The sequence below is a fragment of the Streptomyces mabaensis genome, from assembly GCF_053763515.1.
Map to the genome: position 1 here is coordinate 1 of NZ_JBSOPZ010000062.1, position 21,364 is coordinate 21,364.

Annotated in this window: 16 protein-coding genes; 5 read left to right on the forward strand and 11 right to left on the reverse strand. The window is 69.8% G+C overall.

Annotated elements, in window-relative coordinates:
* Nucleotides 1-122: 122 nt before the first annotated feature.
* The 7 genes from ACWV17_RS32665 to ACWV17_RS32695 all read right to left on the reverse strand — a co-directional run bounded on the left by ACWV17_RS32665 (nucleotide 123) and on the right by ACWV17_RS32695 (nucleotide 8,911).
* Entirely contained in the window at nucleotides 123-1,163 is a 1,041-nt protein-coding gene (locus tag ACWV17_RS32665; protein ID WP_455362501.1) for an ABC transporter permease, read from the reverse strand.
* A complete protein-coding gene (locus ACWV17_RS32670; protein WP_455362502.1) occupies nucleotides 1,160-2,668 on the reverse strand; it encodes a sugar ABC transporter ATP-binding protein in 1,509 nt (502 codons plus the stop codon). Before ACWV17_RS32670 ends, ACWV17_RS32665 begins: the two co-directional genes overlap by 4 nt.
* 184 nt (nucleotides 2,669-2,852) lie before the next feature.
* Nucleotides 2,853-3,893: a substrate-binding domain-containing protein gene (locus ACWV17_RS32675; RefSeq protein ID WP_455362503.1), complete on the reverse strand. Its 1,041-nt coding sequence runs from the start codon at nucleotides 3,891-3,893 to the stop codon at nucleotides 2,853-2,855.
* Nucleotides 3,894-4,235: 342 nt separating this feature from the next.
* Nucleotides 4,236-5,573, reverse strand: coding sequence for an ABC transporter substrate-binding protein (locus ACWV17_RS32680; protein ID WP_455362504.1), 1,338 nt, complete (start codon nucleotides 5,571-5,573; stop codon nucleotides 4,236-4,238).
* A 53-nt stretch (nucleotides 5,574-5,626) separates the two neighbouring features.
* Nucleotides 5,627-6,613, reverse strand: a complete 987-nt coding sequence (locus tag ACWV17_RS32685; RefSeq protein WP_455362505.1) for a carbohydrate ABC transporter permease — start codon at nucleotides 6,611-6,613, stop codon at nucleotides 5,627-5,629.
* A gap of 3 nt (nucleotides 6,614-6,616) precedes the next feature.
* Nucleotides 6,617-7,543 (reverse strand): carbohydrate ABC transporter permease, encoded by a 927-nt coding sequence (locus ACWV17_RS32690; protein WP_455362506.1) that lies wholly within the window; start codon nucleotides 7,541-7,543, stop codon nucleotides 6,617-6,619.
* Nucleotides 7,544-7,927: 384 nt separating this feature from the next.
* Nucleotides 7,928-8,911 carry a LacI family DNA-binding transcriptional regulator gene (locus ACWV17_RS32695; protein ID WP_455362507.1) on the reverse strand — a complete coding sequence of 328 codons (984 nt, stop codon included), beginning with the start codon at nucleotides 8,909-8,911 and terminating at the stop codon, nucleotides 7,928-7,930.
* A 372-nt stretch (nucleotides 8,912-9,283) separates the two neighbouring features.
* On the opposite strand from ACWV17_RS32695, the gene ACWV17_RS32700 reads away from it, so the two are divergent.
* Both ACWV17_RS32700 and ACWV17_RS32705 read left to right on the forward strand, forming a co-directional pair.
* The gene (locus ACWV17_RS32700) at nucleotides 9,284-10,732 is read left to right on the forward strand and encodes an RICIN domain-containing protein (RefSeq protein WP_455362508.1); all 1,449 of its coding nucleotides are present in this window, start codon (nucleotides 9,284-9,286) and stop codon (nucleotides 10,730-10,732) included.
* Between the two features lie 204 nt (nucleotides 10,733-10,936).
* Nucleotides 10,937-13,387, forward strand: a complete 2,451-nt coding sequence (locus ACWV17_RS32705; protein ID WP_455362509.1) for an RICIN domain-containing protein — start codon at nucleotides 10,937-10,939, stop codon at nucleotides 13,385-13,387.
* A gap of 65 nt (nucleotides 13,388-13,452) precedes the next feature.
* Here the strand turns inward: ACWV17_RS32705 and ACWV17_RS32710 are convergent, their stop codons facing one another.
* Complete coding sequence (locus ACWV17_RS32710; RefSeq protein ID WP_455362510.1) at nucleotides 13,453-15,204, reverse strand: glycoside hydrolase family 35 protein; 1,752 nt, start codon at nucleotides 15,202-15,204, stop codon at nucleotides 13,453-13,455.
* 202 nt (nucleotides 15,205-15,406) lie between these two features.
* Between ACWV17_RS32710 and ACWV17_RS32715 the strand changes: the two genes are divergently transcribed.
* Nucleotides 15,407-15,757: a VOC family protein gene (locus ACWV17_RS32715; RefSeq protein ID WP_455362511.1), complete on the forward strand. Its 351-nt coding sequence runs from the start codon at nucleotides 15,407-15,409 to the stop codon at nucleotides 15,755-15,757.
* Between the two features lie 310 nt (nucleotides 15,758-16,067).
* On the opposite strand, the gene ACWV17_RS32720 is transcribed toward ACWV17_RS32715, so the two are convergent.
* Complete coding sequence (locus ACWV17_RS32720; protein ID WP_455362512.1) at nucleotides 16,068-17,279, reverse strand: RNA-guided endonuclease InsQ/TnpB family protein; 1,212 nt, start codon at nucleotides 17,277-17,279, stop codon at nucleotides 16,068-16,070.
* Nucleotides 17,263-17,709: an IS200/IS605 family transposase gene (tnpA, locus tag ACWV17_RS32725; protein WP_455362516.1), complete on the reverse strand. Its 447-nt coding sequence runs from the start codon at nucleotides 17,707-17,709 to the stop codon at nucleotides 17,263-17,265. Before tnpA ends, ACWV17_RS32720 begins: the two co-directional genes overlap by 17 nt.
* 240 nt (nucleotides 17,710-17,949) lie before the next feature.
* Here tnpA and ACWV17_RS32730 point away from each other — a divergent pair, with 240 nt between their 5' ends.
* Both ACWV17_RS32730 and ACWV17_RS32735 read left to right on the forward strand, forming a co-directional pair.
* On the forward strand, nucleotides 17,950-20,040 hold the full coding sequence (locus ACWV17_RS32730) for a SpoIIE family protein phosphatase (RefSeq protein ID WP_455362513.1): 2,091 nt from the start codon (nucleotides 17,950-17,952) through the stop codon (nucleotides 20,038-20,040).
* Nucleotides 20,041-20,059: 19 nt separating this feature from the next.
* Nucleotides 20,060-20,596, forward strand: coding sequence for a DUF488 domain-containing protein (locus tag ACWV17_RS32735; protein WP_455362514.1), 537 nt, complete (start codon nucleotides 20,060-20,062; stop codon nucleotides 20,594-20,596).
* Between the two features lie 146 nt (nucleotides 20,597-20,742).
* Here ACWV17_RS32735 and ACWV17_RS32740 read toward each other — a convergent pair whose 3' ends face one another.
* Complete coding sequence (locus tag ACWV17_RS32740) at nucleotides 20,743-20,925, reverse strand: hypothetical protein (protein WP_455362515.1); 183 nt, start codon at nucleotides 20,923-20,925, stop codon at nucleotides 20,743-20,745.
* Between the last annotated feature and the right edge of the window lie 439 nt (nucleotides 20,926-21,364).

A 21,364-nucleotide genomic window follows, 5' to 3' on the forward strand; every position in this document is an offset into this window, starting at 1 on the left:
CCATCCTCCCCCCCCCCCCCCCCCCCCCCCCCCCCCCCCCCCCCCCCCCCCCCCCCCCGTCCCCCCCCACCCCCCCCCCCCCCCCTCCTTCCCCCCCCGGGCTCGTGGCGTAGGGAGGACCGTCAATGGGGGAGGCCGACGGCGCGTTCGCCGCTGCGGCGCTGCTGGATGACGACGGCGATGACGAGGAGGGCGCCCTGGGCGACGTTCTGCCAGAAGGTGTTGATGCCCTCGACGGTCAGGCCGTTCTCCAGGCAGCCGAGGAGGGCGACGGCGAGCAGGGTGCCGCCGATGCCTCCCTTGCCGCCCTTGAGCGCGGCGCCGCCGAGCGCGGCCGCGGTGATGGCCTTGAGTTCGAGGCCCTCGGAGCCGGAGACGGGCTGGCCGGAGCCGGTGCGGGCGGTCAGCAGGATGCCGGCGACGGCGGCGACGACGCCGATCAAGGTGTAGACGAAGATCAGGTACTTGTTGATGCCGATGCCCGCCAGGCGTGCGGCGGTGTCGTTGCCGCCGATCGCGTACAGGTTGCGGCCGACGTCGGTGTACTTCAGCAGCAGGTGCACGGTGACAGCCACGATGATCAGAATCCAGACCATGACCGGCAGGCCGGCGATCTTGCCGCGGCCGAGGAAGATGAAGACGTCGTTGTTGAGCACGTAGCCCTGCGCGCGTCCGTCGGACAGGAGCTGGGCCAGGCCCTTGTACGCGGCGAGGCCGGCGAGCGTGGCGATGGTCGGATTGACCCGTCCGTAGACGATGACCAGGCCGTTCAGCGCACCGATGAGGACGCCGACGCCGACCGCGGCGGCCATGCCGACGAACGCGTTGGAGCCGGTGGTGGTGAAGACCATGGCGCTGACGACGGAGGCGACGCCGACCTGGGAGCCGACGGAGATGTCCAGGCCGCCGCAGATGATGACCACGGTCTGCACGATCGCCAGGAGGCCGGTGATGGTCGCCGCCTCGGCGATCACCTGCATGTTGGACAGGCTCAGGTAGTTGTCGTTGAGGACGCCGAACAGGACGAGGACGACGATGAGGGCGCCGATGAGGCTGATGTTCTGACCGCCGATGCCCGCGAGGAGCTTTGGCCGGCCGCCCGACGCGGGGCCGTCGCCCGGGGATCCCTTCACGGCCGGGGAGGAGGTGCTGGTGATGGTCATGATGAGGCTCCGGGGGCGGTGGGGACGATGTCGTCGGCCATGGCGAGTTGGAGGATGGCTTCTTCGGTGGCTTCGCTGCGGTCGAGTTCACCGGTGATCCGGCCGCCCTGCATGACGACGACGCGGTCGGCGAGGCCGAGGAGCTCAGGGAGTTCGGAGGAGATGACGAGCAACGCGACTCCCTCCGCGGCGAGATCGGCGATGATCTGATAGATCTCCGCCTTCGCGCCGACGTCGATGCCGCGCGTCGGCTCGTCGAGGATCAGCACCTTCGGCTTGCGGGCCAGCCAGCGGGCCAGGACGACCTTCTGCTGGTTGCCGCCGGACAGCTTGCGCACCTCGTGGTCGATCGACGGGGTGCGGACCCGCAGCCGGTCGGAGTATTCCTGGGCGAGGCGGCGTTCGGCCGGGCGTCGCACGAAGCGGAAGCGCCGCAGCCGGTCCAGCACCACGAGCGAGGTGTTGTCCTTGATGGACTGCTGCAGGAACAGCGCCTGGGCCTTGCGCTCCTCGGGCGCCAGCCCGAGTCCGGCGCGGATCACCTCGCCCGGCCGGCCGCTGCGCAGCCGTACCCCGTCCAGGGTGACGGTGCCGCTGCGGACGGGCAGGTCGCCCGCGAGTGCGAGGGCGAGTTCCGAGCGCCCGGCCCCGATCAGGCCCGCGAGGCCGACGACTTCGCCGGCGTGCACCTGCAGCGAGATATCGGTCACGTCGTTTGTCGTGAGGTTCTGGACGTCGAGGACCAGCCGGTCGGTGGCCACCTTCTGACGCACGAACATGGTGGACAGGTCGCGGCCCACCATCAGGCGCACGAGTTCGCCCTCGTTGGTGGTCCTGGCGTCCTGGACGCCGACCAGGCTGCCGTCGCGCAGCACCGCGATGCGGTCGGCGAGCTGGAAGATCTCCTGCATGCGGTGCGAGACGTACACGATCGCGATGCCCTGCTCGCGCAGCCGCCGGATCAGGGCGAAGAGCGCGTCGACCTCGTGCTCGGACAGCGACGATGTGGGCTCGTCGAACGCGATGAGCCGTGCGGTCGTGCCGCCGGTCAGTGCCCGCATGATCTCCACCAACTGCCGTTGGGCGGGCGTGAGCTGCGATCCGAGCAGGTCCGGGTCGAGCACGTGGGCGAAGCCCAGCCGGTCCAGGTCGGCTCGGATGCGGCGGTCGAGTTCGGCTCGGTCCAGCATCCGCCCGTGCTTGCGGGGCAGGGCGCCGGCGTAGACGTTCTCCGCGACGGAGATGTGCGGGATGATCTCGGGTTCCTGCGGGATGATCCGGATGCCGGCGGCCCGCGCGTGGGCGGGGGAGTCGAGTTCGACCGGCTCGTCGTCCACGACCACGTGCCCCTCGGTGGGCTGGTGGTCGCCGGTGAGGATCTTCAGGAGCGTCGACTTTCCGGCGCCGTTCTCGCCCATCAGGGCGGTGACCTGTCCGGCGGGGAAGTCGAGCGTGACGCCGCCGAGCGCCTGCACCGCGCCGAAGCGCTTGGTGATGCCCGACACTCCGACGGACCTGGGGTGGGGCGCCGCGGGGGGCGGGCCGCCAGGGGATCCCGGGGCGGCAGCCGGGTGATGCGCTGGGGTCATGGGTCGGTTCACCTCAAAGGCATGGTGCAGGCGTGGTCGGTGGGGCGGGGTGGGGTCACCGGCCGGCGGCCGTTTGGTGGCGGTCGCCGGCCGGGAGTGCTCAGCTGCAGGTGACTCCGGCGCTCTTCCACGAGGCGTGGTCGACCATCGTGGTGGGGGCGAAGGCCTCGGCGGGGAAGTCCTTGCCGTTCTTGAGCCTGTCGTACATGGTCTGGACCGCGAGCGCGCCGACGTCCTTGCCGTTGATGAACAGAGCGGCCTTCATGCCGGTCGGCTTGTCCGACTGCCACTCCTTGCAGGCGAGGTAGGCGCCCAGACCGACGCCGACGACGTTGTCGGGGCTGACGCCGGCGTTCGCGAGCGCGGTGACGCCGCCCATGACGTTCTCGTCGTTGCAGCCCCAGATCACCCAGTTCTTGACGCCGGAGTTGGCGGTGACCGTCGCGGCGATCTTGTCCTGGGCGCCGGTGGGTGTGTTGTCGGTGGGGACGTCGATGGTCTTCACGCCGGGCGCGGCCGCGTCGAACGCCTTCTTCGCCGCGGCGACGCGGTCGCCGCAGACCGTCACATCCTGCTTCCACGCCGAGACGACGCGGGTGTCGGCGGCCTTCCAGCCGGCCTTCTTGAACTCCTCGGCGGCACGCTTGCCGACCTCGGCGCCCATCTGCCGGCCGCTGAAGCCTATCCGCGGCACCAGGTCCTCCTCGCCGCAGGCGGCCGGGTCCGGGCCGGTGGTGCAGATCTGGTCGTCGGACGTCAGCAGCGCGACCTTGCCGTCCTTCGCGGTCTGCACGACCTGCGGCCCCACGGCCGGGTCGGGGACGACGATGATGACGCCGTTGGCCTTCTGGGCGATCGCCGACTGCACTTCGCTGACGGTCTTGTTGGCGTCGTTGCCCAGGTTGACGACCTTGAGGTCGATGCCGAGCTCCTTCGCCTTCTCCTTCGCGCCCGCGGCCTCGCCGATGAAGTACTCCTGGTCGCCCTGCTTCTGCAGGTACGTGACCGAGATCTTGCCGTCGGCCTTGGCGACCCGGTCGTCGGTGGTGGCCTCCTTGCCGGACGAGCAGGCCGTGCTCAGGCCCAGGGTCAGCACAAGGCCGGTGGCGGCGGCCGCGCGGCGAGAGGTGGAACGGAACATGGGGAGCTCCTTTGTGCGGGCAGCGACCGCCGCTTCAGGGACGTGCGGGGGTCGGTTCGAGGAGAGGGAGGCAGAGTGTGCGCGCTGAGAGAGCGCCTCGTCAGAGAACCCAGATCCCTCGAAATCAAACAGATTCCAACGTGTAGCAACATGACACAGTGTGTTAACGGGGGCGTCAAGAGCCCTGGAGGGTCGAGATGAGTCCGTAATCTTCCGTCGTGCATGGCGGGGAACATGCAGCAAAAAAGGCCCCAGTTCGCCCCGCGCGCCACCGGTGCCGGTGGCGCGCGCAGGCGTGCTGAGGCCTAAAACAAAACCGCACAATGTGTGGTGCGGAGTGGGCTAGTCGTTGACCGTGAAGCCCTGCTCCTTGCCGTACTTGACGCTCGCGTCCTGCCAGGCCTTCAGACCGTCCGTGAGCGGGGTGGAGGACACGTAGGCCTTGCCGGCGGTGTCGTTGAAGACCGAGTTGGCGTACACCTGGTAGGGCAGGTACGACCAGCCGGTCCCGACGTTGTTGGCGGACTCGGCGAAGAGCTTGTTGGCCTGCTGCCCGCCGAAGTAGGGGAACGGCGTCTCCAGGAACGCCTTGGACTCGAGGTCGGCCTTGGTGGCCGGGAACGCGCCCTGGGCGACGCGGGAGCTCGCGCCGGCGCCCGTCGTGGCGTACTCGATGAAGGCGTAGGCGAGTTCCTTGTTCTTCGCGCCGTCCGGCATGGCGAGGGAGCTGCCGCCGTTCTCCGCGCTGGCCTTGTAGCCCTTCGTCCACTGCGGGAGCGGGGCCACGCGCCAGTCACCGGACGCCGAAGCGACGCCGGAGGCGAAGTTGGCCGGCATCCAGGCGCCGATGGACAGGGTGGCGATGGAGCCGTCCGCCAGGCCCTGGTACCACTCGTTGCTCCAGGAGCTGACCGGGGCGACCAGCTTCTCGTCGAGGAGTTTCTGCCAGGTGTCCGTGTACTTCTTGGTGCCCGCGTCGCCGAAGTCGATGTGGACCTGGGTGTCGACGCTCGTGTACGGGCGGCCGCCGGCCTGCCAGATGAGGCTGGTGGTGGCGCCGGCGTCGCCGGTGTCGTTGGTGATGAAGATCTTCGGGTCCGCCTTGTGCAGGGTGCGGGCCGCCTCGACGTACTCGTCCCACGTGGTGGGGACCTTGACGCCGTGCTTGTCGAAGACCTTCTTGTTGTAGAACAGCGCCATGGGGCCGGAGTCCATGGGCAGGGCGTAGACGGCCTTGTCGTAGGTGACCGCGTCCCAGGGGCCGGGCGTGAAGGCCTTGTCGTGGGCGGTCGCGCCGAGGGGGGCGAGGTTCGCCACGGAGTGCGCTATGGCGAACTGGCCCAGGGCGTAGTACTCGATCTGCGCCACGTCCGGGGCGCCGGAGCCGGCGCTGATCGCGTTCTGCAGGGCGGTGTACTGCTTGTCGCCGGTGCCCGCGTTGATCAGCTCGACGTCGACCTTGGGGTACTTCTTCTCGAAGTCCGCGGCCGTCTTCTTGAGCGTGGGTTCCCAGGCCCACACGGTCACCTTGCCGCCCTTGGCCAGTGCGGCCTTGACGTCCTTCGGGCTGCCGGCGCCTTCGGTGCTGCCGTCGGAGGAGCCGCAGGCGGTGGCGGTCAGCGCGAGCGTGGAGACCACGGCGAGGGCGCCGAGCAGTCTGCGGGTGAGGTGCGTTCTCATGGGATGTGCTCCTGGTCGGTGGTGCGAGTGTGCGGGACGGGGAGGAGGGGCGGTCATTCCTTGACGCTTCCTGCCGCCAGGCCGGACTGCCAGTAACGCTGGAGCAGGAGGAAGACGGCCACGATCGGGACGATGGTCAGGAGGGAGCCGGTGATGATGAGGTCGAAGACGGCCTCGCCGCCGGCGGTCTGGGCCTGAGCGTTCCAGGCGTTGAGGCCGAGAGTCAGCGGGTACCAGTCCGGGTCCTTGATCATGATCAGCGGCAGGAAGTAGTTGTTCCAGGTCGCGACCATGGAGAACAGCAGCACGGTGACCGTTCCGGGCATCAGCAGCGGCAGCGCGATCCGGAAGAAGGTGCGCAGCTCGCCGGAGCCGTCGACGCGGGCGGCCTCCAGCAGTTCGGTCGGCACTGCCTCGGCGGCGAACACCCACATCAGGTAGAGCCCGAAGGGGGAGACAAGGGACGGGATGATCACCGCCCAGGGGGTGTTGGTCAACCCCATGTTGCTGAACATCAGGAAGACGGGGACGGCCAGCGCGGTCCCCGGCACGGCCACGGCCCCGATGACGACCGCGAAGACGGCGCGGCGGCCGGGGAACTCGTACTTCGCCAGCGCATAGCCGCCGAGGACGGCCAGAACGGTGGCACCGCCCGCTCCCAGCGCGACGTACAGCAGCGTGTTGAGGAACCAGCGGACGAAGACGCCGTCGTCGTAGGTCAGCGTGCGGGAGATGTTGTCCCAGAGGTTGAAGTCGTCGGCGAACCACAGGCCGAAGGAGTCGAAGAGCCCCCTCTGGTCCTTGGTGGCGTTGACGACCAGCCAGATCAGCGGGATCAGGGTGTAGAGCAGGACGAGACCGGTGACGAGGGTCAGCGGGATGCTGGGGCGCGGGTCGAGTGGGGTGTGCGGGCGCCGCCGGCGCCCCCGCGCGGAGTCGTTGGCCCGGGAGCCGGTCGTGGTGGCCGTCGTCCGCCGGGAGCGCGCTTCGGGGGAGGGTGCGGATGAGTCGGCCGCGACGGTGGTGAAGGAGGTGGTCATGGCTCAGCCCTTCCGCATGCCGCGCAGCTGGACCGTGTAGGCGATGATCGCGGTGATGACGCCCATCACGAGGGCCACGGTGGCGGCGTAATTGTGCTGCTGGCCGGAGAAGGACAGCGAGTACGTGTACAGGTTCGGGGTGAAGTCGTTGGTGATGGCGTTGGGCGCGAGCTTCTGCAGGATGCTGGGCTCGTTGAAGAGCTGGAAGCTGCCGATGATCGAGAAGATCGTGGCGATGACCAGCGCGCTTCGGATCGCGGGGAGCTTGACCGACGCGATGATCCGCCACTCGCCGGCGCCGTCGATCGCGGCGGCCTCGTAGAGCGAGCGGGGCACGACCTTGAGGGCCGAGTAGAAGATCAGCATGTTGTAGCCGACGAACTCCCAGGTCACGATGTTGCCGATCGAGGCAAGCACCAGCGAGGGGGAGAGCGGGTTGGGCAGCGACACGCCGAACGCGTCGTTGATGTTGCCGACCAGGCCGAACTGGGTGCCGTAGATGAAGCCCCACATGAGGCTCGCGACGACGGCCGGCACGGCGTAGGGCAGGAAGATCGAGACCCGGAAGAACGCCTTTCCGTAGAGCCTGCCGCTGTCGATCGCCAGGGCGACCAGCAGCGCGATGCCCAGCATGACCGGGACCTGAACGGCCAGGAACAGGCCGACTCGCGCCAGTCCCTCCCAGAACTGCGGATCGGCCAGAGCCTGCCGGTAGTTGTCCACGCCCACGAACGCTCTGCCGCCGATCAGCCGGTCCTGGAAGAGGCTCAAGTACCCGGCGTATGCGATCGGTGCCAGGAAGACGAGTCCGAAGACCGCGACGAACGGGCCGGCGAATCCCCACCCGACGAGGCCGTGTCTGCCGATCGGGCGGCGCCGTCGTGGCCTGGGCGGTGGGACTGCCTGTGCGGACGTCGACAGGAGCGTCATGGTGGTTCCTTGCGTCGTTGACCGACCGGTCGGGAACGGAGTGGGGAGGCGGAGGCCTCGGGCCGGAAGGCCGGAAGAAGACTGTTCCGACGAGAAATGTTTACGTAATCATCGGTGCCTTGATGGTGACACCACCGTCAGATGGGCGTCAAGCACAACGCGGTGGCGAACAAATGGGGATTGAGGTGACTACTGAGGACACGATGGCCGGTCAAGGGGTCGCCGAGCCGCCGTCGCGTCCGTGGAAGGCGGCGTCGAGAGCGCAAGGGCCCCGGTGTGCGGGGCGGCACGCCGGGCGCCGGGGGTGGAGGGGCTCCCGGTGCGCGGGCGCGTGGCCCACGGGCGTGCGGGGCGTGCCGGGGCGGTGATCCGCGCCGTGATCCGTCAGGCGGGCGGCGGCGCGGTGCTGGAGCGCACCACGAGGGTGGGTTCCACGGCGAGCCGGTGCGGACGGTTGTCGCGGCGCTCTATCTGCTCCAGCAGCAGGGTCACGCAGTGCCGGCCCACCACGTCGAAGTCCTGGTGCACCGTGGTCAGCGGCGGTTCAAAGAACGGGGCCTCGGGCACGTCGTCGAAGCCCGCCACGCTGACCTCGTCCGGGACCGCCCGCCCCGCCTCGTGCAGGGCGCGCAGCACCCCCAGCGCCATCTGGTCGTTCGCCGCGAACACGGCCGTGGCGTCGGGGACCTGTGCCAGCGTCCGGCCCGCCAGGTAGCCGGACTCCGCGGTCCAGTCCCCGTACAGGGTCGGACGCACGGGGGCGCCGGCCGCGACGAGGGTGCGCTCCCATGCCGCAGCGCGCCGCCGGGCAGCGAAGGAGTCCCGCGGCCCGGCGACGTGGTGGACGGTCCGGTGGCCGAGCTCCAGCAGGTGGCCGACCACGCTCTGGGTGCCGCGGGCCTGGTCGAAGTCGACGTTCGGGTACTGGTGACCGGTGTCGCCGTCGGCGACGACCACCGGCATCGTGGGCGGCAGGTGCAGCGACGGCGTGTCGAGCATCTGCGACTCGATCAGCACGATGCCGTCGACGGACTGCAGCGTGAGGTGTCGGAAGGCCTGGCGCACGGCGGCTTCGGTCTGCGCCCGGATGCCCATGAAGTTCACTGAGAAGCCGACCTCGCGTGCCGCGTCCGCGATGGCCGCCAGCGTCCGCGCGTTGCCGTGCGCGCCGACGTCGAAGCTGACCACGCCGATCGCTCCGAACTTGCCCGTGACCAGCGCTCGCGCCGCCGCGTTGGGGCGGTAGCCGAGCGCCTGCATGGCGGCCAGCACCTTCGCGCGGGTGGCCTCGTCCACGTTGTCGTGGTTGTTCGACACGCGGGACACGGTCTGGGGGGACACGCCCGCCTTCGCCGCGACCTCCGCCATGGAGGGCCACTTCCGGGGCGGTCGCGAGCGGGGCGTCCTTGTTCCCTTGTCCGCCACCTTCGATCATCCCTTCCCCGATGGCATACGCGGGCGCGCGCGTACTGCGCCCCATTCCGTCATGTTGACGCAAACATGGCCCTGGGTCAAAACCTCAACCGGCTTCGTCCAAATCCTTGACAGGGTCACGTGACCTCCTCAAACTTCCGGCTACATCGTGTTTACGCAAACATCACGTAGGCCCGGTGCCCGAAACGGTCCTGATCGGCCGGCCACCCCTCCCAGGCGCCCCACCGCTCCGGTCCCCGAAGCGGTGTCAGCCGCGCTGTCCCGCGCGGAGCGCCCGGCCCGACCAACTCCACGAGGTATCGCAACATGCGACTCAAGAACTTCGGGACGGCGGCACTCTTCTCTGCCTTTTCCGCCCTCCTCCTCTCCCTGCTCACAGCCGTGGGCACCGCCCACGCCGCCCCGGTGACCATCGCCAACGCCACCCAGTTCACCGATCCGAACGGCGACCCCGTGCACGCGCACGGCGGCGGCGTGGTCAAGGTGGGCGAGTACTACTACTGGTTCGGTGAGAACCGGAACGCGGACAACAGCTTCCGCTACGTCTCGGCCTACCGTTCCACCGACCTGAAGACGTGGGAGTTCCGCAACCACGTGCTGACCTCGGCGAGCGACCCGGAGCTGGCGACCGCGAACATCGAGCGGCCCAAGGTCGTCTACAACGCGGCCACCGGAAAGTTCGTGATGTGGATGCACAAGGAGGGCAGCGCCACCGACTACAGCGAGGCGCGCGCCGCTGTCGCGGTCTCCTCGACGGTGGACGGCGACTACACCTGGCAGGGGAGCTTCCGCCCCCTCGGCCACATGTCCCGTGACATCACGACCTTCGTCGACACCGACGGCACCGGCTACATGATCTCCGCCGCCAACGAGAACGCCGACCTGCACGTCTACCGGCTCACCGCCGACTACACCGCCATCGACGCCCAGGTCCAGAAGCTGTGGCCGGGCCAGTGGCGCGAGGCGCCCGCCATGTTCAAGCGCAACGGCGTCTACTTCCTCCTCACCTCCGGCGCCACCGGCTGGGCCCCGAACCAGCAGAAGTACGCCACCGCCACCAGCGTCACCGGCTCGTGGAGCGACCTGAAGGACATCGGCGACTCCACGACGTACCGCAGCCAGACCGCCTACGTCCTGCCGGTCCAGGGGACCAAGGGCACCAGCTACCTGTACATGGGTGACCGCTGGGGCAACTCGATGGGCGGCATGGTCAACGACTCCCAGTACGTCTGGCTGCCGCTGACGTTCCCCACCAGCACGACCATGACCATGGACTACTCCCCGCAGATCACCGTCGACACCGCCGCCGGCACCGTGACAGGCATGGACGTGCCCTGGGAGACGCTGGTCGCCCGCAACAGCGGCAAGTGCGCCGACGTGGCGAACTTTGACACGAAGGACGGCACGCAGCTCGTTCAGTGGGGCTGCGGCACCGGCGTGAACCAGCACTTCTGGATCAAGAAGCTCGGCAACGGCTACGTCCAGATCATGGCCCGGCACAGCGGCAAGTGCCTCGACGTCGCCGGCGCCGCGACCACGGATGGCGCGCTCGCCGTGCAGAACACCTGCAACGGCTCGACCTCCCAGCAGTGGAAGGTCCGGGCGAGTGACGTCAGCGGTTACGTCGAACTCGTCGCCCGGCACAGCGGCAAGTGCCTCGACGTCGTCAACCAGTCGACGGCCGACGGAACCGCCCTGGAGCAGTGGACCTGCAACGCGGGCGACAACCAGAAGTGGCAGCGCTCGGCGGCCTGACCGCCCGCCCCGGTCGCGGCAGGGACAGCAAGGCGCCGTAGCCGCCCCAAGGCCGGCGTGACCGCACGCCGCAGAGACCGGCGCGGAGCGCCCCCCGTGCCGGGCCGCCCCGCGTCACCTGCGCCTCCTGGCCCGCCGGCCAGGAGGCGCAGCGGCGAGCCGGATCCGCCGCCCACCCCATCCCTCCCCCTCAAGGAGCAGTCCGTGTTCCCCACCCACAACCGATCGGCCTCGCCCCGGCCCCGGTACGGTCCCTCCCGTCCGTCCAGGAGCCTTGCCGCCCTCGGCGCCGCCACGGCCCTCGCCGCGACCGCCCTCACGGCGGTCGGGCCCGCCTCGTCCTCGGCGAGCGCCGCGGAGCCGCCCGCCGCGGCCCTGACCGTGCGCCTCGACCCCAGCTACCAACACCTGTCCTTCCAGGGCTGGGGGACCGCGCTGGCCTGGTTCGCCAACGTCACCGGCGGCTGGCCCGACGCCCAGCGCAACGCTCTCGCCGACGCCCTCTACGGCGCGGACGGCCTTGGCTTCACCATCGCCCGCTACAACATCGGCGGCGGCGACAGCCCCGAGACCACCCCCTACATGCGGGCCGGCGCGGCCGTCCCCGGCTACTGGAACCGGCCCGGCCCGGAGGCCCCCGACTGGTGGGACCCGGCACGGGCCGACCACTGGAACGCCGCCGCCGACGCGAACCAGCAGTGGTGGCTCACGGCCGCCAAGGCGCGCGGCGCGACGACCTTCGAGGCGTTCTCCAACTCCGCGCCGTACTTCATGACCAACAGCGGTCTGGTCTCCGGCGCGGTCAACGGCTGGGAGGACAACCTCCGCTCCGACCAGTACGACCGGTTCGCGGCCTACCTCACGGGCTCCCTCCAGCGGGCCCAGTCCGCCACCGGCGTCACCTTCAACTCCCTCTCGCCGATCAACGAGCCCGACACCGACTACTGGCGCGCCGGCGGCCGCCAGGAGGGCTCGCACTGGGACCATGCGTCCCAGGCCCGGATGATCACCACCCTGCGCGCCGCGCTCGACGCCAGGGGCGTGACGACCCCGATCGCCACCATGGACGAGACGAACCCGGAGAAGTTCCGTTCCAACTGGGAGTCGTACGCCCCCGCCGTGCGCGACGCGGTGGGCCGGCTCAATACGCACACGTACGGGACCAACGGCCGCACCGGGGCGCGGGACATCGCCAAGGGCGAGGCCACGCCGCTGTGGATGTCCGAGGTGGACCTCGGCGGCAGCGTCCCGCAGAGTTTCACCTCCATGAGCCCCGCGCTCGACCTCACCCAGCGCATCAACGACGACCTGCGCGAGCTGGAGCCGCGCGCCTGGGTCCTGTGGCAGGCGGTCGAGGACTACGAGAACATGACCCCGGGCCGCGAGGACTCGAACTGGGGTCTGATCCAGACGGACTTCACCCCCGCCGACGCGGCGACCGAGCCCCTGCGCAAGAACAAGAAGTACTGGGCGATGGCGAACTACAGCCGCTTCGTCCGCCCGGGCGCGCGGATCATGAACACCGATGACCCGCAGACCCTGGCGGCCGTCCGGCCGGGCGGCGGCGTGGTTGTCGTCCACACCAACCCCACCGGCGAAGAGCGTGAGCTCACCCTGAACCTCGACGGCTTCCAGACGGCTGCGAACGGCCCCGTCGAGCGCTGGACGACCGATGCCACGAAGAACCTTCAGCGCGACAGCGACGCGGCCGTGGCCGGCCGGACGTTCAAGGCCACCGTTGGCGCCGGTTCCGTCACCACGTTCGTCCTGCCCACGGTCAATGGCGTGGACACGACGGCGACCACCGCCCCCACTGGCACGCCGCGGCAGCTGCTCAACGACAACAGCGGCAAGGCCCTTGCCGTTGCCACCGTCAACGGCAAGAACACCGTCGTGCAGCGCAACTCATCCCCGGCGGACACCGCCCAGCAGTGGACCTTCACCAAGCTGTCCGCCGCCGACTGGGGCAACACCGCCGCCTACCGCATCACCAACGCCAAGACCGGCAAAGCGCTCGCCGTCTCGGGCGGCGCCCTGACCTTCGCGCCACCCGGAACCTCCACCGCGCAGCAGTGGATCCGCTCGACCGCCGGCGACGGCCACAGCACCCTGATCAACAAGGTATCCGGCCTGCTCCTGGACGTCACCGGCGCCTCGACCGACGACGGATCGCCTGTCGGGGTCTACCGGCCCACGACCGGGAGCAACCAGTTGTGGACCTTCCCGAGCACGGCGCCGGACTCCTTCAAGACGCTCTCCGTCCGGCACAGTTCCAAGTGCCTCGACGTCAGCGGCGCCTCCTCGGGCGACGGCGCGGCCGTCGTCCAGTACGGCTGCAACGCCGGCACGAACCAGCAGTGGTCGCTGCGCTCCACCGGCGGCGGGTACGTGAACGTCGTCGCCCGGCACAGTGGCAAGTGCCTGGACGTGAGCGGCGCCTCCACGGCCGACGACGCGGAGGTCTTCCAGTACGCGTGCAACGGCGGCCGCAACCAGGAGTGGGCGCTCCGCAGCACCGGCGACGGGTACGTCACGCTGACCGCCCGGCACAGCGCCAAGTGTCTGGCGGTCAGCGGCGCCTCCACGGCGGACGGCGCGGCCGTCGTCCAGCGGACCTGCGACGGCGGCGCGAGCCAGCAGCTCCGCCACGGCTGACCGGAAAGAGCCGGGATCCGATCCTGTGATCGGATCCCGGCTTCTCCTCGGCCGCCGCGAGCCGGCTACTCCTCGGTGGGCCCGAGCTCAGCCCTCTCGCGGAAGTCGACGGTCCGGGCGCGGTGAGCGGCGTGCAGCTCCAGCACGACGATCTCGTTGGCGCCGGCCCGCAGCACCGGCGACGGGACGTACAGGGACCGCTGGGGGCCGCGTGACCAGTAGCGGCCGAGCGCGAACCCGTTGACCCACACGCTGCCCTTGGTCCATCCGTCGAGGTGGAGGAACGTGTCCGCCGGCTCCTCGACGTGGAAGGAGCCGCGGTGGAACGTCGGTCCGACGGGCGTGGCGGCGTTCGCCGCGAACGGCAGCGCGGCCAGGTCGGTCAGCGGCAGCGGGCGGCTGGTCCACCGGTTGGGCTCCTCGCCGTTCAGCGTGACCTCGCCGAGCAGGCCCTTGCGGTCGTGGATGCCGGGCCCGTAGTTCACCCGCCCCTGGTTCTCCACCAGCACGCTCAGGACGCTGCCCGCCCGCGGAGCGGTGGCGGTCAGGGCGTGCTCGTGGTTCTCCCGCTCCAGCACGCCGGCTGGCAGCCCGTCGACGAAGACCTGCGCGCGGTCCCGTACCTGCTCCACCTCCAGCAGCGCCGGCCCCGCGGCGGTCAGGGTCGTCTCGTACAGGACGAAGCCGAAGTCCTGCCCCAGCTGCTCCATGGTGAGCGGCCTCGGGGAGTCGACGGCCTCGCCGAGCGCCTCGACGCACGGCAGCAGGCCTGCGCTCTCGGTGAGGGCCACGGCCCCCAGGGCGAGCTTCGGCCCGCGCGGGGGGACGGGCTCGGAGGGGACCGGCGCGTACTTGGCGATCACGTCGCGGAAGGCGGTGTACTTCTCGGTCGGGTCGCCGGCCTCGTCGAGGGGGGCGTCGTAGTCGTACGACGTCACCGTGGGGCGGTAGGTGTGCTTGTCGTTGGCGCCGTTGGTGAACCCGAAGTTCGTGCCGCCGTGGAACATGTAGAAGTTGACCGAGGCCCCGGCGGCCAGCAGTTCGTCCAGCTCCCGCGCCGCCTGGTCGGGGTCCCGGACCACGTGGCGGGCGCCCCAGCGGTCGAACCAGCCGATCCAGAACTCGGTGCACATCAGCGGACCCGTCGGCTGCTCGGCGCGCAGCGCCGCCAGGTTCTGGGAGGAGCGGCTGCCGAAGTTGGCCGTGGCCAGGACGCTGGGCAGTCTGCCGCGCGCCAGGTCGCCGGGCTGGTCGCAGGTGAACAGCGGCACGTCCACCCCGCAACGGCGCAGAGAGTCCGCGAGATGTTCCAGGTAGGCGGTGTCGTCGCCGTACGCCCCGTACTCGTTCTCCACCTGGACGGCGAGGATCGGGCCTCCCTGGGTGGCGAGGTAGGGCCGCAGCGGGGTGAGCAGCCGGGAGAAGTAGTCGTCGACGGCCGAGAGGAACCGCGGGTCGCGGGTCCGCAGGCGGATCTCCGGGTCCGCGAGCAGCCAGGACGGCAGGCCGCCGCCCTCCCACTCGGCGCAGATGTACGGCCCGGGGCGGAGCAGGACGTGCAGTCCCTCGGCGGCGGCGAGGTCGAGGAAGGCGGCTACGTCCAGTGCGCCGTCCGTCGTGAACTCGTCGGGCCGGGGCTGGTGGAGGTTCCACGGCACATAGGTCTCGACGGTGTTGAGTCCCATGAGCTTGGCCTTGCGCAGCCGGTCCGCCCACTGGCCGGGGTGCACGCGGAAGTAGTGCAGCCCGCCGGACAGGAGCCGGAACGGTTCGCCGTCGAGGCTGAAGCCACCGTCGTCGATCTGAAGAAGGGGCATGTACGGGGTGCTCCTGTGCTGGTGGTGGGATGCGCTGTCGGGCGGCGAGAAAACCCGCCATAGTCATGTTTACGTAAACATCCCGTGAGTGGCAAGCCTCCGGGCGCTCCAGGGGCTGGGCGGTGGGTGTCGGCAGCACCTGGCAGCGCGGCGGCCGACGGGGATGCTTCGACGCGCCCGGCCTGTGCGTTACGGTCTGCGCATGATCAACGGTGCTCACGTGGTGATCTACACCCGGGACGCGGAATCGGACCGCGCCTTCTTCAGGGATGTGCTCGGCTACCCGCACATCGACGCGGGCGAGGGGTGGCTGATTTTCAAGTTGCCGCCCGCCGAGGTCGCGATGCACCCGGCCGAGGCCCGGCAGAGGCACGAATTCTTCCTGATGTGCGACGACGTCAACGCCACCGTCGCTGAGCTGACCGCGAAGGGTGTCCGGTTCACGCAGCCGGTCAGTGACGAAGGGTGGGGTCTGATGACTGTGCTCAAACTGCCCGGTGGCGGAGATCTCGGACTGTACGAACCACGCCACGACAGGGCCTGCGACCTGTAAAAAGGGGCGGCGGCCCGCCGAGTCCCTGCTCGTGACAGCCTTCCGCCCGGCCCGGATGAGACGCCGCTCCCGACCGTGCGGGAGGCGCACCGACCACCCAGGGCGCCGCAGGGTATGCCCGCCCGTCAGGCGGCGCCGGGCGGGCATTCCTCCCGCAGTGGGCATCCACCGGACCGCAACCGGAGTCCAGCCGGAGTGCAGCCGCGGGCAGGGGCCAAGCCTCCCGCCGTACGGACTCGCCCCGATATCCGCACCTCCGCACAGTGACTCCTCCCCCCGGATGAATCCGGGGGGCTTCTCCTGTCGGTCGCTAGACCACGTCGGGAAGGACCAGCCCGGCCCTGATAGCGACGTTGAGTGCGCCGACTTGATCGGCGTTGGCGGTGTGACCGCACTGGGTGCACTCGAACTTCTCTTGGGTGGTGCGGTTCTCGCCGGACACGTGCCCGCAGGCGGGGCAGGTGCGGGAGGTGTTGCGGGGGTCCACCGGGATCACCACACGACCGGCGCTTTCAGCCTTGTGCGCGAGGATGCCCAGGAACACCCCCCAACCCGCGTCGTGGATGATTCTGTTCAGCCCGGCCTTGGAGGCAGCCCCGTTCGGAAGGAACGCGCCGGCGTTGTCGGGGTCGGGCTTCGGTCTGGGGGTGCGGATCATGTTCGCGATGTTCAGCCGCTCGTGCGCGATCACGTCGTACGTGCGGACCATCGCAAGCGCGGTCTTGTGCGCGTGGTCGGTGCGCTGACGCCGCACTTTGCGGTGCAGCCCCGCGACTTTCTCCACCGCCCGGCGGTGCTTCGCCGATCGGTTCTCCCGCTTCCGGCGAGGGAACGTCTTGAGGGCGCGCTGAGCGTCTGCGAGGGCATCGGCGTTGCGCTTGCCGTGCCTGGGGTTGGCGGTGTGCTCGCCCTCGGAGGTGGTGAGGAAATGGGCTGTACCCATGTCGATGCCGCACGCCGCGCCCGTGGCGGGGAGCGGTTCGGCGGCCACCTCGTCACAGGCGAGGATCACGAACCAGTACTTGCCCTCACGCCGGACGCTGACCGTCTTGACCCGGCCCGTTACGGGCCGGTGCTGGTGCACGCGGACATGCCCGACACCTTGCAGCCGGACCCGCGTCACGGGGTCGTGCGGGGTGGAGTCCCAGCGGCAGCCGTCCCCGTCCTTGGGGAAGTCCACCGTGTCGAACCAGTTCACACCCCGGAAGCGGGGATAGCCCGGCTTCTCCCCGGTCTTCACACGCCGGAAGAACGCCTGGAACGCCCTGTCGAGACGGCGCAAGGTCGCCTGCTGGGACGAGAAAGACCAGCGGCCTTGCCGTTCGGGATCGAAGGCGCGGATACCCTTGAGCTGGCCGGACTGCTGCCCGTACCGGACCGTTGTCTTCGACACATGCCGATAGGCGTCGCGGCGCTCCTGCAACGCGCCGTTGTAGAGGGAGCAGTGATCCCGCAGCATCTCACCCAGCGCGGCAACCTGGCGGACGGTGGGACGCAGGAGGAACTTATACGCCCGATGCATGGCCGTTCTCCTCCCTCTGCTTCTTTGTCCAGGGCCGTTCCCACTGGGTGTTGATGTACTTCTCGATCGTGCCCGCGCTGACCGCACCGACCGAAGCGACGAAGAACGAGGAAGACCACAGCGTGGGCATCCGCGACTTCAGGTGCGGGAATTCCTCACGCAACACGCGGGACGTGAAGCCCTTGAACTGGTGCGCCACGTAAGAGGCGGACGCTTTCGGCTCGTGCTTGACGAACAGGTGCACATGATCGGGCATCACCTCAAGGGCGATGATTTCCCAGCCCTTCTCGTCAGCCTTGGCCTCGATCAGCTCACGCAGCCGGACCGCGACCCGCCCACAGAGGACCGGGCGGCGGTATTTGGGGCACCACACCACGTGGAGCCCCAAGTCGTACACGCCACCGGAGTACCGACGAACCTTCCTGGTCACGGTCACACGATCACTATACACACGCCATGCATCTAGTTGAGTCAACAGTGCAGATCCATGCGTACAGTTGAGGTCAGAGCAGCCCAGAGAAGCGATTCCCCCACCGGACAAATCCGGTGGTCCCCTCGCTAGCCATCCGATGGATGAACAAGACGCCCGCAGCCCCCGTCGCCAGCCCCCCCGCGGGGCAGCCGGGTCGGGGCGAGGCGATACGAGCCGCACGCGGAAGGCGAGAGAGCCGTGCTGTCAGACCGGTCGGGCGGGGAGAAGGCTCCCAGCCCCCTCCGGTCCGAGCCCGGCCCCCTCCGGTCCGAGCCCGGGACGCTGCTGGAACACGTGCGCGTCGCGGTCCTCGGCATCGACCAGGACGACCGGATCTGCTACTGGGGACCCGGCGCCCAGGACCTCTTCGGGCACGACAGCGCCGCGGTGCTCTCCCAGCCCGCCCACGTCCTCTTCCCGCCCCCGCCCCCCGGCACCCCCCACCCCCCCGGCCCGCTGACGGAACGCGCCCGCACGCTCGGATACTGGCGCGGCCGGCTCCGCGCACGCCACCGCGACGGCACGCTCTTCGCCTGCGGATTCCGGGTCTTTCCCCTGACCGGCCCCGACGGAGCATCCGTGGTCCTGGCCCTGGCCAGCCGCAGCGACGAACTCGACCGGATCAAGACCAACCTGGCCTTCCTGGACTCCCTCTTCGAGACCTGCCCCATCGGCCTGGTCATGCTGGACGAGAACCTGCGCTACCTCCACCTCAACCAGGCACTGGCCGACATGGACGGACTCCCCATCGAAGACCACCTCGGCCGCCCGATGCACGACATCATGCTCACCTCCGACGACGGCGCCTACCAGCGGCTCCTGCGCCACGTCGCCCAGGAGCAACAGCCCGTCGTGGGTGCACTGGTCGCCGTACGCACCCCGGGCCACCCGGACCGTGACCAGGTGCGGTCGGTGAGCTTCTTCCCCCTGTCCCGGGCCGTCGGCAGCCGCCCCGGACTGGGCGGACTGCTCCTGGACGTCACCGACCGGGAACAGGCCATCGGGGAGGCGACCGCCTCACGCCGGCGGCTGGCCCTGCTGAACCGGGCCACCGCCTCCATCGGCACCACCCTGGACGTCGGTGTCACCGCCCGCGAACTCGTCGACGCCGCGGTGCCCGAATTCTGCGACGCCTCCGTGGTGGAAATCGTGCAGTGGACGGACGAATCCGAGGTGTTCGACCCCACGCGTCCCCTGCGCACCCACCGGATCGCCTCCCACACCACCCTGCCCCCACCCGCCACCGAACTCGTCCACGGACTGCAGCACGTCACCTACCCCGCCGGCTCCGCCATCCACCAGATGCTGCACACCGGCCGCATCGTCACCGTCCTGGTCAACGACGACTTCATGACCCGCACCGTCATGCACCAAAACCGCGCCCAGCTCCTCAAGGACAGCGGCCTGACCTGCATCCTCATCGCCCCCCTCATCGCCCGGGGCACCGTCCAGGGCCTGACCATGTTCGGACGCTCCGCAGCCCGGCCCGCCTTCACCACCGAAGACCACCACCTCGCCGGCGAACTCGCCTCCCGCGCCGCACTCTGCCTGGACAACGCCCGCCTCTACAGCCGCGTCCAGGACATCGCCCTCACCCTCCAGCGCGCCCTGCTCCCCAGCGCCCTGGCCACCAGCCCCCACGTGCAGGTCGCCCACCGCTACGTGCCCGGCAGCCACATCACCGAAGTCGGCGGCGACTGGTACGACGTGATCAACCTCCCCGGCGACCGGGTCGCCCTCCTCGTCGGCGACGTGATGGGCCACGGCGTCCCGGCCGCCGCCGCCATGGGACGCCTGCGCATCACCGCCAAAGCCCTGGCCAGACACAACCACGAACCCCACGACCTGCTCACCGAACTCGACGCCTGCGCCCAGGAAGCCGGCATCGAACTGGCCACCTGCCTCTACATCCGCTACGACCCCGCCACCGGGCGCGCCCGCATCGCCAGCGCCGGCCACCCCCCGCCCCTGGTCCGCCACCCGGACGGCACCGTCGAGACCATCCCCGACGTACTCGGCGTCCCCCTCGGCGTCGGCGGCCACCCCTTCACCAGCCTCGACACCGACCTGCCCGAGGGCGCCGTCCTCGCCCTCTACACCGACGGCCTCATCGAAACACGCGGCGGCGACATCGAAGAGGGCCTGGACGCCGTACGTACCGAACTGCGCCGCGCGCCACAGGGGTTGGAAGAAGCGGCGGACCACATGCTCTCCCGCCTGCTGCCCGACCCGCCGGACGACGACACGGTCCTGGTCCTGGCCCGCGTCCACCGCACCCGCGCCCCCTGATCGAGGTTCACACGCGCGCATGACACCGCCTCTGTTCACTTTCGGGCACAGCACCGCGACGCAGCAGCAGATCGCCACGCTGCTGCGCGACGCCGGCGTGGCCGCGGTGGTGGACGTACGCACCGCGCCCGGCAGCCGCCGCGATGCGGCCATGTCCCGCCGGCGGCTGGCCGCATGGATGCCGGACAACGGCATCGCCTACCGGTGGGAAGGGGCACTGGGCGGATTCCGCACACCGCCGCCGGACTCACCCGACATCGTCTGGCGCAACGAGTCCTTCCGCGGCTACGCCGCCCACACCCGCACCCCGCAGTTCACCGACGCCATGGACGAGCTGCTGGCCCGGGCGGCCACGGTGCGTACCGCCGTGATGTGCAGCGAGGCGGTGTGGTGGCGCTGCCACCGGCGTCTGATCGCCGACTACGCCGTCCTTGCGCGAGGCGTACCGGTCTGCCACCTGATGCACGACGGACGCCTGACCGAGCACACACCCACCCCCGGAGCCCGCCTGCGCCAGGACGGCCTCCTCGTCTACGACGACCTCCCCGCCGCATAGGCGCACGCCGACGACAGCGCCGACACCTGCGGGGAGCCCCGGCGGCCGCAGCCCCCCGCCGGGATCCGCTCAGGCCTCAGCAGCAGGAAGCCAGACATCACCGGGGCCCGGCGTACCTCACGCCGGGCCCCGCTCACGCCTGACGGTCAGCGCCGCCTGAAGCCGAAGCCGTGCTTGGACTTCTCCTTGGTGTCACGGGCCGTGCCCCGGGCTTCCAGCGCGGCACCCTTGGCGGCGGTGGTCTCGTTGCCGACCGCGTGAGCCGCCTTCCGCACCGCCTTTCCGACAACTTTCTCGGCCTTGGCCTTGGCCTTCTCTCCGGCACTCATGGTTGTCCTTCCCTAGAACCTCAACTACTCGCCTGCCCCTGCCCACGGCCCGGAAACCGCCGCCCTCCCCGCACGGGGCGGTGCTGACTCGCACCTCGTTGCCAAGATGAATTCTCATTGAGGTGCCAAAGTCGGTCAGACCTGAATCCCTGACAGGAAGTGTCAGGCGACGCCGATCGCCAGACACTTCGTGAGAAGTGTGCGTTCCCTCTGATGAGAAACCACTGTTCAGTACGGTGAGAGATCTATCTGACCTGCGAGGCTGCAGATGGCTGAGGCATGTCTTGGTGGGTTTCTTCCGCCCATAGACGGGCCTTGACCAGGTCAAGGCCGGGCCTTGACCCGGTCAAGGCCGGTCAAGGCCCAAGGCCGGGTAGTTAACGCATTCGTGCTGGTGGCAAGCGAGTTGGTAGGCGTTGCGACATCGAAGGGAACGTGG

Coding starts and splice junctions, on each gene's coding strand:
- ACWV17_RS32665 (WP_455362501.1), bottom strand. CDS start 1,163: ATGACCATCACCAGCACCTCCTCCCCGGCCGTGAAGGGATCCCCGGGC.
- ACWV17_RS32675 (WP_455362503.1), bottom strand. CDS start 3,893: ATGTTCCGTTCCACCTCTCGCCGCGCGGCCGCCGCCACCGGCCTTGTG.
- ACWV17_RS32680 (WP_455362504.1), bottom strand. CDS start 5,573: ATGAGAACGCACCTCACCCGCAGACTGCTCGGCGCCCTCGCCGTGGTC.
- ACWV17_RS32685 (WP_455362505.1), bottom strand. CDS start 6,613: ATGACCACCTCCTTCACCACCGTCGCGGCCGACTCATCCGCACCCTCC.
- ACWV17_RS32690 (WP_455362506.1), bottom strand. CDS start 7,543: ATGACGCTCCTGTCGACGTCCGCACAGGCAGTCCCACCGCCCAGGCCA.
- ACWV17_RS32695 (WP_455362507.1), bottom strand. CDS start 8,911: ATGGCGGAGGTCGCGGCGAAGGCGGGCGTGTCCCCCCAGACCGTGTCC.
- ACWV17_RS32700 (WP_455362508.1), top strand. CDS start 9,284: ATGCGACTCAAGAACTTCGGGACGGCGGCACTCTTCTCTGCCTTTTCC.
- ACWV17_RS32710 (WP_455362510.1), bottom strand. CDS start 15,204: ATGCCCCTTCTTCAGATCGACGACGGTGGCTTCAGCCTCGACGGCGAA.
- ACWV17_RS32715 (WP_455362511.1), top strand. CDS start 15,407: ATGATCAACGGTGCTCACGTGGTGATCTACACCCGGGACGCGGAATCG.
- ACWV17_RS32720 (WP_455362512.1), bottom strand. CDS start 17,279: ATGCATCGGGCGTATAAGTTCCTCCTGCGTCCCACCGTCCGCCAGGTT.
- ACWV17_RS32735 (WP_455362514.1), top strand. CDS start 20,060: ATGACACCGCCTCTGTTCACTTTCGGGCACAGCACCGCGACGCAGCAG.
- ACWV17_RS32740 (WP_455362515.1), bottom strand. CDS start 20,925: ATGAGTGCCGGAGAGAAGGCCAAGGCCAAGGCCGAGAAAGTTGTCGGA.